General features: G+C 44.4%; 7 protein-coding genes. 4 read left to right on the top strand and 3 right to left on the bottom strand.

What is annotated here, in order from left to right:
* The first annotated feature begins 504 nt into the window (after window positions 1–504).
* From MHH68_RS02080 to MHH68_RS02070, 3 genes are all read left to right on the top strand, one after another.
* Window positions 505–1,149, top strand: a complete 645-nt coding sequence (locus MHH68_RS02080; protein ID WP_044140485.1) for a YitT family protein — start codon at window positions 505–507, stop codon at window positions 1,147–1,149.
* 82 nt (window positions 1,150–1,231) lie between these two features.
* Window positions 1,232–1,819, top strand: a complete 588-nt coding sequence (locus MHH68_RS02075) for a hypothetical protein (protein ID WP_339164901.1) — start codon at window positions 1,232–1,234, stop codon at window positions 1,817–1,819.
* Between the two features lie 89 nt (window positions 1,820–1,908).
* Window positions 1,909–2,601: a 4'-phosphopantetheinyl transferase superfamily protein gene (locus MHH68_RS02070; RefSeq protein ID WP_339164900.1), complete on the top strand. Its 693-nt coding sequence runs from the start codon at window positions 1,909–1,911 to the stop codon at window positions 2,599–2,601.
* Here MHH68_RS02070 and MHH68_RS02065 read toward each other — a convergent pair.
* A complete protein-coding gene (locus MHH68_RS02065; RefSeq protein WP_058015310.1) occupies window positions 2,598–3,935 on the bottom strand; it encodes a PLP-dependent aminotransferase family protein in 1,338 nt (445 codons plus the stop codon). The genes MHH68_RS02070 and MHH68_RS02065 overlap by 4 nt on opposite strands.
* A 130-nt stretch (window positions 3,936–4,065) precedes the next feature.
* Here MHH68_RS02065 and MHH68_RS02060 point away from each other — a divergent pair, with 130 nt between their 5' ends.
* Entirely contained in the window at window positions 4,066–4,980 is a 915-nt protein-coding gene (locus MHH68_RS02060; protein WP_058015309.1) for a DMT family transporter, read from the top strand.
* Window positions 4,981–5,015: 35 nt separating this feature from the next.
* Here the strand turns inward: MHH68_RS02060 and MHH68_RS02055 are convergent, their stop codons facing one another.
* Window positions 5,016–5,756: an alpha/beta fold hydrolase gene (locus MHH68_RS02055; RefSeq protein ID WP_058015308.1), complete on the bottom strand. Its 741-nt coding sequence runs from the start codon at window positions 5,754–5,756 to the stop codon at window positions 5,016–5,018.
* 6 nt (window positions 5,757–5,762) lie between these two features.
* The gene (locus MHH68_RS02050; RefSeq protein WP_339164896.1) at window positions 5,763–13,958 is read right to left on the bottom strand and encodes an amino acid adenylation domain-containing protein; all 8,196 of its coding nucleotides are present in this window, start codon (window positions 13,956–13,958) and stop codon (window positions 5,763–5,765) included.
* Between the last annotated feature and the right edge of the window lie 10 nt (window positions 13,959–13,968).

Below are 13,968 nucleotides of genomic sequence, written 5' to 3'. Positions count from 1 at the left end.
TGTACCAGTTCACCTCCCACACTTTGGTAAAGAATATCAGTAAGATTTCAAAAGCCTCAACAGGACTAAATGTCTATTTTCGACAAAAATAGACATTTCGAACTACATACCTCCTAATGATTGACCTGCTTAAGTTTTTCCAATAAAATAACTCTTTTCATCCCAAATTTTCCTCATCTATCTATCTTTCCAAACAGGCCTTATGATGTGAATTACATACAATCCTTTTTATTTAAAGATAAATATTCTTCAATTGGGTGATGCTTATTATTTTGTCAGTATATATTGAATTTTTTTCATTTTCTCTTAAAAAAAGGGAATGATTGGCTTGCTTTGTTAAAAAAAACAAGCCAAAAGTCTTGCTGCTTATCTTGATGCTTTGACCTTTACGATGCGAAAAAATTCTTTTTAAAAGTAAGCGATTACAATTGAGCAAAGCCATTTAAAGGGGCGTGGGAGTATGTTACGATTGAATTCGAGTGTTTAAGAAAGAAGGGAAAGCTTTTGAAGCGGGAACATCTTTTACGTTGGTTTTTTTATTTTGTTGGATTGATCGTACTAGCTTTTGGACTATCTCTGACAGTGAAAGGAAAGATTCTTGGGATTGGTCCTTGGGACGCTTTCCACTACGGACTGTTTCAGCATTTTGGACTCACGATTGGACAGTGGTCCATCATTATTGGTGCACTCATTGTGACACTGACTTCTGTTTTTACGAAATCATTTCCAAAGATCGGCGCATTACTGAACATGGTGCTGATTGGTATGTTTATAGATTTCTTTAATGCGGTATTGCCTGCACCACACGGGTATTTACCCGCTTTATATGTGTTTATTACGGGCGTTGTGGTTTCAGGTTATGGTGTTGGCATTTATGTCTCAGCGAATCTTGGAGCCGGACCAAGGGATTCATTAATGCTGCTCATCTCAGCGAAAACAGGATTGAACGTGCAGTGGGTGCGAAATGGCATTGAGTTAACCGTGCTTTTATTTGCATGGATGCTCGGCGGACCAATTGGCGTTGGCACGATTCTGACGGCTATTTTCACAGGTCTCGTCCTTCGATTCTCCTTGCCGCAATCGACACGGCTTCTGCAGCTGCTTATTACAAAAACAGCAGAGAAACCTGTTCAGACACTTATCCGATAAGAACAAGCCATTCTACAAAAGAATGGCTTTTCTTGTGTTAAAATAAATAAACAGAATATTCTATTATTGGAGATGAGACCTCATGCAGCTTTTCCACTATCATTACTGGACACCATTTGTTGAAGAGACCGAGCAGACGTATCGCTTGCTAGGCTTTGAAGTAAAGGCGCGTTTCACAAAGGATAGCTCCTTTCATCCGCCACTCACATGGGATGATTTTAGAGAAGAGCAGCCGACCTTCCGAATCGTCGAAATGAGAAAGGGACAAATCAATATCACTTTCGGTTATAGTAAAAAAGTCCTTTTTGATCATATTGGTTTTCTTGTCTCAGACGAAGAATATGAGAAGCTGCTTTCACAGACAAAAGAGCTCAACTGGCCGGTCCAAGAAGGAGAACGAAGAACGTTTCTTTCAACACTTCGTTTAAGACTTGAATTACAGCGGCGTACAGATGTCATTGAGACCGGGAACGCTACGCTTCAAGCCATGACAATTGCTGTTCCTGATTTGTCACAGACACCTAAAGTGGATCAGCTGCTTTCTTCTTTGAATCAGCCCGTTCACTGGCAAAAAGGAAAACGCCTCTCCTTACTTAACGTGATCATGACTGATTGCGATGGATTAGATGCGAAAGATCCGAATGGGGTTCATATCCTGAAACAGACGTAGAAGGGATTACTGTCTATTTGTGAAGAGGATTTCCCTTTTGTACGGTGCTCTCCAATGGTACAATCAATGTAAAAAATTAGAGGTTTGTTATGAAGATATTTGCTATCCAATTACAGCACTTAGGTGAAATCAATGAACGACAACAAATAGAGCGTCTGAAACCCTTTGTTTCACCTGAAAAGCGAGCTGCGGCTGAGCGCTTTCGTTTTTTAATCGACGCAAGAAGGACCTTGTTAGGTGAGGTGCTGGTTCGTCAAAGGATCCATGATATGTACGATCTGCCTTTTGATGAGATCGTTTTTGAAACAGAGGGCAATGGCAAGCCTGTCGTGCGGCACATTCCTTCTTTTCATTTTAATCTTTCTCACTCTGGTGATTGGGTCGTATGCGCAATAGACGATGCACCCGTAGGTATTGATATTGAGGAGATCAAACCGATTGATCTAGCGATTGCTAAACGATTTTTTTCAGCAGATGAGTATGAGGATTTACTTTCACAACCGGCAGAACGGCAGGAAGCCTACTTCTTTCATTTATGGTCAATGAAGGAGGCCTTTATCAAGCTGACTGGAAAGGGATTATCCTATGGTCTTTCTTCCTTTACAGCCCGCCTGTCAGAAGATGGACAGGCGACGTTGACATTACCTGATCATGAAGCGCCCTGCTTTGTTCAAACATACTCACTTGATCCTGCCTACCAAATGGCGGTGTGTACAAGAAAGCCTTCTGCGGCTGAACGAGTTGAGATCCTCTCTTGCCGTGATGTGCTGTCTCGTCTTTAATATCGCCCAATTTGCTGAAATGCTGTCTTTAACAAATCGACTCCACGTGTCATTTGTTCTTCTTTTACATGCCAAATGTTCAACTGAAGAATGGGATCTCTTTGATAGGTCGATAGATAATGGCGGTCGATTGACTGAATGGAAACAGATGCCTTTTTCAGCTGCTGAATGAGCTGGTTCATCGGAATTGACCGATCGAGACGTACATGTGTATGAGTAGCTGGCTCCTCTTCTCCTAGTTGATAAGCGATTTGATCGCTTTTCAGGCATGTCACTAGCTGTTTGGATCGGTTGCGATAGGTTGTCTGCATTCTGTCTCGATGCCGTTCAAACATCCCGCTTTTTAAGTATATTTCTAAGGCTGCCTGTGACAGCATGGAGCTGTCGATGTCAATGAGCCGTTTGTGTTCACTAAAAGGTCTAATCAGCTCCTCAGGTAAAACGACCGCACCTGTTCGAAGTCCTGGAAAGATGATTTTGGAGAAGCTTTTTAAATAAATGACCTTACCCGCCTGATCGTATGAATAGATTGGGTCTCTTTTTGCATCGAATTCTAAATCGGCTATATAGTCATCTTCAACGATATAGACGTCATATGTCTCTGCAAGAGCTGCAATCGCTCTTTTCTCCTGTTTTGACAAGCTCGTTCCAAGCGGGTTTTGAAATCTTGGCATCGTATAGAAAAAACGAATCTCCTCTTCTCGAAAGATGCGCTCCAATTCCTGAAGATCAATTCCCTTTTCCGTCCGCTGAATCCCCCGCACAGGCAGTTGATTTTTTTCTAAATATTGAAGGTATAGGTGATAGCCTGGCTGTTCGACTAGTATGGTCTGTTTGCCATTCGGAAAAGGGATGGTGCTTAAAATGGATAACGCCAGCTGAATACCAGAAGTCATAACGATCTGTTCTGGATTTGCAAACACTTGATAATCCATTAATCGCTTAGAAATGACTGGCAGCAGCGATGGTAATCCGTTGGCTGTGCCGTAAATAAACAAGTCATTTTGATACAAATCGATGGCTTGGTTGATGCAGTGCTGGAAATCGACATATGGAAACACGACGGGATCAGGTGCAGATGAAGCAAAATCAATCCACGTGCTATCCTGTTTCCCCGCTGACTGTTTTGTTTTCACGACATAGTATCCGCTTCTTTCTACAGAATACAGCAGATGTTCTCGTTCTAATGTATCTAGTGCTTTAATAACTGTGCTTTTACTCACTGCATATTGTGCCGCCAAATGGCGAATGGAAGGGATCTTCATACCCGCATGATATTCACCAGATGTCATCTTCTCTTTTAAGCTGAGAACAAGCTGATCATATTTCCTCACAACGCTTCCTCCTTGTACCGGTACAGATATCATGTTCTCTTATTGTACACCTTAGATGATCCGATTACGATAGAAGAACAGAACCGGTCAATTCATCTGAAGCATGCATGCTCGTATAAGGAGTCAAATTGTGGACATTTCAAAACAGAAAGCGTATGCTGCCGCGATAGGCTACGCCACGATCATTGGTTTTTCATTTTTGTTTGTCAAAATTGCATTAGAATCAGCAAATCCAATTGATTTATTGGCACACCGCTTTACAATTTCTTTTGCAGCCGCACTATTGCTGTATCCATTTTTACGAAAGAAGATCCGCCTCTCCATTCAATGGCGAGATCTTCTCTACATCGTGCCGTTTTCCTTACTTTATCCTGTGTTGTTTTTTGCTTTTCAAGTATGGGGGCTGATGTATACCTCTTCGTCAGAGGCTGGTATTATTCAGGCAACGATTCCTATTCTAACAATGGTGCTGGCCGCGTGGTTTTTAAAGGAACGCGCAACATGGATCCAAGTGCTGTTTACCATTCTTTCGGTGTGCGGAGTGATGCTTCTCTTTGTCATGAAGGGAATTGATGTGAAGCATTCACACATGATCGGCTATATACTGATATTACTTTCAGCCTTATCCTCTAGTGCATACAGTGTATTTGCCCGGGTGATTACACGGCGCTTCCATGTGATTGAACTCACTTTCGTGATGACATTCTTTGGATTTGTCTTCTTCAATGCCGCTGCGCTCATCCGGCATTCAGTAAACGGAACAACGCTGCAATTTTTCAGCCCATTTACACAACCATCCTTTGTATGGTCAATGCTCTTTTTAGGCATTCTTTCTTCACTGCTCACGGCATATTTATCAAACTATGCCCTTTCTCAGCTTGAAGCGGCAAAGGTCAGCATCTTTAACAATTTATCTGCGTTTATTACAGTCGCCGCTGGGGTCCTCATTTTACATGAAACAATCGATTGGTATCATCTCATCGGAGGTGTGCTGGTCATTGGCGGAGTGATTGGCGGGAATGTAGTCAAGAAGCGGAATTCATAAGAAAAAGCGGTCCCTTTAAAGAGGACCGCTTTCTTTTAATGTTTCATTAATTGTGGTTTGCCTGCAAGGTCGATCACATGTCTCATCTGTTCTGCAAAGGACTCGAGGTGTGTGTTGATATACATGTGCCCTCCTTCGAAATTGGTGCGTTCGATGGTTTTTGCCCATGGCAGCCAGCCGTTTGCATCTTGCATGCATTTTTCATCTTGTGTTCCATTGAATAAATAAACAGGTGTTTCGATGATGGATTGATCTTTGTGCTGGAAGGTTTCCAGCGCCTGATAGTCTGCACGTAAGGATGGCGTAAAGTAATCCATCATTGGTTTGTTCTCTAATAATTCCTTTGGTATCCCGCCCATTTCGGCAATATGTTGAACAAATGCTTCATTCGATAAATGGGTCAAGATCTGTCGTTTTGTTTGCGGCGGCTGAATGGCCGAGATCACGACTGCTGCAGGATCGATTCCTTCCTTTTCTAACAGCTGCGTCAGTCTATACACGACAAGTCCTCCCATGGAATGTCCGAACAGGATAAACGGGCGGTTCAGGTTGCCCGAAAGCCCTTCTTTGTACAGCTCAGCCAATCGGTCAATGCTCGTTTCGAGCGGCATGAGATTGGTTCCATGACCTGGTGGTTCTGCTGCTGTTACTTCGGCAGTGCCTTTTAGCTGTTCAAAAAGCGGGCGGTACGAGGCGGAATAACCACCTGCAAAAGGAAAACAAATAAGCTGAATAAGGTCTGATTTTTTTTCAAAGGTTTTAAATAAATGATTCATACGTTCTTACCCCTTTATCATCGTTTGAAGAATTCGTGCCAGTTCATCCGCCTGCGGCCTTTTCATCATGGTGACATGGTCTCCTTTGATGTGATAATACGAGCACGATCCTTTCGTATAAGCCTCCCAATCTGAGAACTTCTTCTGGAAATCAATGGCGTGATCACTGCTTTGTACAATATAAAACGGCACATCGAATGGTTCTTTTTCTAATTCAATGGCTTGTGACATGATCGTATTATGCGTTTGCATTTGCAAATATTTATCTAAATACTGATCATTCATAAATTGATGAACCACTTCATCCTTTTCTGCCTCTTTGAGTATTCTTTGCTTCACTTCTTGGAAGCTCAACCCTTGTAATGCTTCTGGCTGGATACCGACGAGATTTCCCATTCCAAGGACAAGTGCAAGCATTTTTACTTCTTCTTCGTTCATATCCGCATGGAGCGCCTGATCAGCCTCATCTCTTAACACCGGGACCGTATCTAAAATGATGAGTCCTTTCGGCGCTTTTCCTGCATGGCAGAGCCGCTGATTCATTCCGTAGGCAAGGTGCCCACCCATTGAATGCCCTGCTAGATAGTCAACACCAGGTCGATAGAAGGTCTCAATGGCTTCAACAAATATAGACACAAGCTCTGTGTAATGAAGGAATTGCGGTTCTTCATCCTCATATAAGCCAGGAGACTGCAAGGCGTACACAGCACCTTGATGTGTCATCAGCTTAGCCACATCAATATAGCCCATCACCGTTCCACCGGCAGGCGGTGCAAAGAAAATCCTCGGCTCGGCTGGATCGCCTTTTTTCAGCTCAATCACATAGTCCTTTGGAGACCTTTCGGCGTGCTCCCCGTCCTCTGGCATTGCGTCCACATGTGCGGCTAGCTGAGCCGGTGCTGGATGCATGAAAATCCATTTTGGATCAACCCGAATCCCCTTTTCTTTTAATTTGGCTACGGCTTGGATACTCATAATTGAATCGCCGCCTAAATCAAAGAATGAGTCATGTATGCCTACTTGTTTAACACCAAGTACGTCCTTGAAAGCTGTGACAATTTGTTCCTGCGTTTCAGTGACTGGTTTGTCATCTCCCTGAGAATGAGAGATCGTTTCTGTCGGCTCTGGCAGTGCTTTTTGATCAACCTTTCCGTTTGTTGTGACTGGCATTTCGTCCATGACAATAAAGTAACTTGGAATCATGTAGCCTGGCAGGCTTTCCTGTAAAAATGCTTTCCACCCTGGATCAGGATTCTCTCCGTCTGTGACAAGATAGGCCGCCAGCCGTTTTGAGCTGCCATACGTTTTGGCGATGACTGTACATTCTTTTACTTGTGGATGCTTGAGGAGAGCTGTCTCTATTTCTCCACATTCAATCCGGTAGCCTCTAATTTTCACGAGGTTGTCTTTTCGGCCGAGATATTCAATGGTGCCATCTGAACGCCATGTACCAAGATCACCTGAACGATACAGCCTGTCTCCCCCTAGTTCAGGGAATGGATTGTCTATAAACCGTTCCTGCGTCCGCTCTGGATCATGAAGGTAGCCTTTTGCCAGCCCTATGCCGCCGATGTAAATTTCTCCTTTGACGCCTGCTGGCACTGGATTGAGCGCATCATCTAGTATGACGACAGTTGAATTCGATACTGGGACACCAATTGGAACTGACCTTGCTTCCTCTGGCATGTGCGTGACTTGATGTGTTGTGGCTAGGGTCGTGTTTTCTGTAGGACCGTAAGCATTGATGAGTACACCCTCCATATGCGGCAGTGCCTTTCGTGCATGCTCGCTGGACATCGCTTCTCCGCCAACGAGTAATGTGCGGTAGCCTGCTACACTTTTTGGATCGTGCTCTACCAGCCGATTGAATAAAGCGGTTGGCAGACAGTTGGCTGTCACTTGATATGCTTTGATCAGCCGTGATAATTCATCCATATTCAGTGCGGCATATTTCGGAATTAGAATGAGCTGACCGCCATTCAGCAGCATGCCCCATAACTCAAATGTAAAAGCATCAAAAGCATAGTTTGAGAGCTGAAGCATCTTATCATCTGGACCTAGTTTCATATAATTTGTTTCTCTCACCAGACGGACAACTCCTGCATGAGGGAGCATGACGCCTTTTGGTGTACCTGTTGAACCTGATGTGTAGTTGACATAGGCTAACTGGTCTTCTCCAATGATTGATTGTTCTCTTTGATACACTGCATCTGTTTCTGGTAATGGCTTGTCCATGTCAATCTTGTTACCTGTAAAGTCTACTAGACGCTCTATTAAATGAGACTGAGTGATGATCACATCACTTTGCGTATCGCGAACAATGAGGCGGATTCGCGCATCTGGATATTCTGGTGACATCGGAACATATGCAGCACCAGATTTGACGATACCTAGCACTGAGACAATCATGTCAAAGGAACGATCAAAAAGCATCGGTACAAGTGAACCCGGTCCAACTCCTTTTGACTGCAAGTAAGCAGCAAGCTGTGTTGCCTTCTCATCCAGCTCTTGATACGTCATGTGCTCTTCCAAATATGACAAGGCAATGCGGTGCGGATCACGCTGCACCTGTTCTTCAAACAGCTCTTGAATGGTCCGTTTTGGATATGGCGTAGCCGTTTGGTTTTTCCCAATAATCATCGCAGCCTGTTCCGCTTTATCCATTAAGCAATAATCAGAAAATGTACGTTCAGGCTGAGCCGTCATACCATCTAGCAGATGAAGATAATAATTCATATACCGATGAATGGTCTCTTGATCAAATAAATCTGTATTGTATTCAACATGGATGGACAGCTGATCTCCGTGTTCAAATACATGCAAGGTGAGATCAAATTTAGACACTGTATGATGAACCATCACATGTTCACTTGTCAGCCCTTTGAGATTGACATGGAGAGAATCTGTTACATACCCCATGGCCACTTGGAAAATAGGTGATCGACTTAAATCTCTATCTAACGAAAGATCATCGACAAGCTTATCAAATGGATAACGCTGATGCTCAAATGCTTTTAATGTCATCTCTTTCACGTTTTCCATGACATCAGCAAACGTAGCTGATGTGGAGATATCCTGTCTCAGCGCGAGTGTATTCACAAACATTCCAACAAGCTTCTCTGATTGCTTGGCATCCCGCCCTGCGATCGGTGAGCCAATGATGATATCTGTCTGTCCAGACAGCTTGTGAAGCAGGACGTAGTACGCCGACAGCATCGTCATAAACAGCGTTGTGCCCTGCTGCTTGGACAAAGCCTGCAAACGACGGATAAGCGTATCTTCCAAAACGATTTGCTCTGTAGCGCCGTTAAATGTTTGAACTGGCGGACGAGGACGATCAAACGGCAGCTCTAACACCGGAAGATCACCTTGTAAATGATCGAGCCAATAGGCTTGGTCTGCTTGATGATGCGTTACTTGCTCATTTTCCCAATGGACATAATCTGTCCATTCGATTTCCAGCGCTGGGAGCTGCGGCGATTCATCTGCAAGAAGCCCATCATATGCCACTTCTAATTCCTGAATAAGCAGGCTGAGCGACCATGCATCTGAAATGATATGGTGCTGCGCGCAAAGAAGATAAAATTCTTCATTGCCCATATCTACAATCGTCCACTGCGCAAGAGGCCCTCTTTCTAAATCATAAATGCGATTCGCTTCTTGCTGAATAAGCTGCTTGAGTCTTCTCGTTCTTGTTTTTTCATTAAATAATGAGAAGTTCGCAACTGTGACGGATGGCGGAAGGTCTTCACGTATCAGTTGAACCGGCTTGCCGCCAAGCGATTGAAAAGTTGCACGCAGTGCTTCATGACGTTTCGTTAAGAGACCGATCGCTTTTGTTAACGCTTGAATGTGCAATTGTCCTGTCAGCTTCCAAGCACCTAATATATTGTAATGATGGCTCTTTTCTAATGTGGATAAGAACCAAATACGCTTCTGAGCATGTGACAGCTCATAGCTTGTTCGCTTTTCCAGCTTTGGAATATTGGCTTCCTGAACAGCCGGTGCCTCTTTGATGTCATCCACCATTTGCGCCAAATGTGCCAAATGCTTGCTTTCAAATAATATTTTTAAAGGCGCCTTGATTGAAAACTCATGATTGATCCGTGAAATGGTTTGAGTCGCCTTTAATGAATGTCCGCCAAGGTCAAAGAATTGATCCTCTTTGTACACACGATCAACGTCTAAAATGTCCTCCCATATGGCAGCAAGCAATTGCTCTGTTGTCGTTTCTGGCAATTGTTTTTCGAGAGGTTGTCCATTTTTGTGATGATTCAGCTTAAGGGCTTCATGATCAATAGTGCCATCTAGTTTTTTTGGTATTTCTTGTACTTGCTGAATATCCCAGTCACCTTTTGTTCCACCTGCGATTTCTTCAACATGCACCTCTTTGCCAGGCTGAACTGTGTAAAAAAGCTTTTTCTCAAAAGTCGGTATTGGCGCTGGCTGAAGATACGCTGCGATTTCTGGGTTGGCTCCGTCTAGGCCGATAAATAGATGCGCTTCATTCAGCCGAGCACCTAGACAGAATGAATGGAGACCTTGCTTCTTTCCAATCAATTGAAATCCCTTTCGGACGGTAAGGGCTGCGCCGGTATGTCCCTTTGACAAACCAAGATTATCCCACATACTGAAGTTCAAAGAGATCGCCCGTCTTCCTTCTTGAAAGGTGAGCGTGTGCGCAAGCCCATCTAAAAAGCTGTTGGCCGCAGAGTAAGCCCCGAATGTTGTGCCGCCAAAAAAGCCATTCACTGATCCAAAAAAGACGAGTGGTACTGCCGGGTCATGCTTGAAGGCTTCCTGCAGGACAAACGCTCCGTCTGCTTTCCCTGACAGTTCCTTCGTAAAATCCTCTTCTGATGTATGCGCCAATGTATACTTATTCGTTTGCTGAAAATGCTCAGACACATTGCCCGCTCCAGCTAAATGCAGCACGCCCCTGATGGATTGCCCAAAATGTTTTTCTGCTTTGTAAATCGACTGCTCGACGTCAGTTAAATCCGTCACATCTGCTTGTACATAGATGACATCACCGAGGTCTTTTAGCTGTGAGAACGCTTCTTTCTTTTCAATGTTGGCTTCCAGAGAAGTCCTTCCAATCAATACAAGCTTTAGGCCAAATTGAAGCATCTGCTTAGACAGTTCAAATCCAATACCGCCAAGTCCTCCAGTCAGCAAATAAAGTCCTTCATATTCTAAAAACCCTTCTGTTTGAGGTGCTTGCATCATATCGACTTTTTCCAGCTTTGGTACAAGCCTGTGCCCTTTTCGGTATGCTACCTCTGCTTTTATATGAATCGCCGACAACTCATCAGCAATGTTCTTTGCATCCTGTTCCACTTGCTCCGCTTCAATATCTATATGGGACACCTCTGCTCCATCCCATTCTTGCGGGATGGTTTTTAACAAACCAACGAGCGACGTTTTCTCCACATGAAGATCGTCATCAGGGCTTACAAATTGACCACCCTTTGTCACCACAACAAGCCGGACTGGCTCTTTGTTTTCTTGCCTCCATGCTTGATACAAGTACAAAATAGATTGATTGGACCTCGCATGCACTTCTGTGAACTGCGCAGGCTCAACGATGGCTTCTTTGTCTGTCACATTCCACAGGTGGAGTATACACCCTGTCTTTAATTCATCTGCTTCAAGTGCTGCAACGAGCCTGACATAATCCCCCTTGATTCTCGGGTTCATCTGGTACATCCCTTTGGACAGACGCAAAAATTCATGTCCTTTTTTCACAGAAACATAGGGTTGATTTCTTTGTTCCAATTGGGCGTAAAGTGATTGGTAAAGCCCTTTTTCATCCTCGAAAACGAGTACATGATCAGCAGCAGGCTGATACGGACCAATTTGCTCCTTTGCCCAAGTGCGTTTGAAAAACCAATCTGGCAGTGTTTGTTCATTTTCAGAAGCAAGGTCCAGTGCCCTTTCAATGTCACGGAATACCCCTTCTTTTAGCGCCGCACCTAACTGAGCACGTTGGATCTTTCCACTTTCTGTTTTAGGAAATTGGTTCTTTTCCACTGGAATGATGTGATCAGGCTCTATGCCAATTTTACGAATGATAGCTGCTCTAATCTGCTGAATCATCGTGATTTGTTCCTCTAGCGAATCCTTTTGTGTGACAAAGAAGACGGCAAGTGTGTCGTTGCTTGATTCAGGATTGTAAATGCCGTACGCAGCGGCAAAGGTGACTTCTACCCCGTCCACCTCTTCCACAACTGCTTCAATTTCGTAATTCAAATAGTTGGCTCCGTTGATGACGATGATGTCCTTTTCTCGACCTGTCAGAACAAGACGCCCTTCGTGAATAAACCCTAAATCTCCCGTGTGAAACCAGCCGTTTTCCGCAAATACCTCTTGATTGGCTTCCTCATTTTGATGATAGCCCATCATAATCGTCGGACTCTTCACCTGCAAGCGCCCGACCTGATCTTCTGGCAGCACATGATGATGCTCGTCTACAATCCGAATCCATACAGACGGAATCGGTGCGCCGACTTCTGTAAATGTCATTTTGTGCGGATGATCTTCTGCCACGTATTGGATCTCACCTGTTAACGAGGTCTGATCAATCGTCAGCTGTCCATCCTGATCATCATGCCGCATGAATTTCTTTGATTGAACAATGGCTGAGGATGTTTCAGACATGCCGTACGCCGGCACCATCGCATGGCGGCTTAATCCGTGCTGACCCATCATATGCATGAAGCGCTGCGTCACTTTTGGTACAACTGCTTCGGCTGCATTCATGATATAAGTCAGTGTAGAGAGATCCCAGCTCCCCTTGCGAATGTCGTCCTCATATTCATTCATCATCGCAAAAGCAAAATTCGGTGCCCATGTCCTTGTGACGCCGTATGTTTCTACCCAATCTAGCCACACCATCGGCCGTTCGATAAATTGATCGATGGATGGACTAATCTGCTGGCAGCCAAAGTAGACGTCATGCACATGAAACATGACAATGCCTCCTACATGATCAAGCGGCATCCAGTTAAGCGACACATCCTCATGCGTAAAGCCATTTGTCTGCTCAAAGGAGATGATTCTAGATAAAATGCTTTGATGGTTGTGACGGATACACTTTGGCACACCCGTACTTCCTGAAGAGAGCAGCTGAAGCACAGGCTCATCTGGCTCTGGCTCATAATGCTGTTCATCCGGCTCACACGAGAGCAATGTTTCGATTGTTAAAATAGGCATGTCTTTTGCCTCAAATGCCTCACGTAGCCCAGCAATGTCCTCAGCACTTGCTTCATTCGTAATAATGAACGGTTCATTTTGAAGCTGAAACACACCTTTCAGCTTGTTCACAGCTTGATTCGTTTCATCATAAACAGGCGGTACAGAGACTGGGGTCGGAATGATGCCACCGAGAATACAGCCCCAAAACACAGTGATGAAATCTTGATGATCTTTCAATTGAAGTAACACTTGATCGCCGTTTGTCAGCCCTGCTTTCCTTAAACCAGACAGAATCCGTTCTGCGTTTGTGAGTAACTCAGGATAGGTTTGGGTCAACGTGCGCCCGCCTTCTTTGATATAGGTCACCCCGCGTTCAGGTGACATAAAGGCTGATCGAATCAACACCTCTGTCAGTGTGACAGGTGTGCCTGGTTTTTTGATGACATCCCCGCCATACACTAGTGCGGGCGGCTTTTCATGGGCAGATGCTTGCACTATTTCGCCCTCTTCACCCTTCGAGATCGATACGTTCCCTTGCGCACGCTGCCGATTAGGAAATAGATCATCTAGGTGATAAGGCGTTTGTTTTTCTGTCTGGCTTTCAATAAGAGCGGCCGCTTCCTCCACTCCATCTATGGCTTTCGTACGTTCTTCTATCTTTCTCAAACTCTCTTCATCCATGATGTCGATCGAAAGCAGTGCTTCTGTATCGACTGCTCCACTTTCTGCCCTTGGCAAGGAAGGCAATAAGACGAGAGCGGCTGGCACTTCATCAGGGTGAAGCACGCCTGTCATCAGATCCTCTCTTGTCAGCGAAGGGTCCTTCGCCTGTGCAAATAGCACAAGCGAGAGGCTGCCTTCTTCATTTTTCTTCGGGATGAATGCACATTCCTTTAGCGGAAAATGAAGCATCATGACCTGTTCTAATGCTTTGAGATCGATTCGTTTTCCGTTGATTCTGACGATATGATTTGCTGCATGGCCTTTTCTTCTACTCATTAACATCGTTCTTCTC

Origin of the sequence: Bacillus sp. FSL K6-2841, from assembly GCF_037976435.1 — a bacterium.
Taxonomy (GTDB): Bacteria; Bacillota; Bacilli; order Bacillales; family Bacillaceae; genus Bacillus; species Bacillus pumilus.
This window is presented reverse-complemented; position numbering and strand designations above follow the sequence as displayed.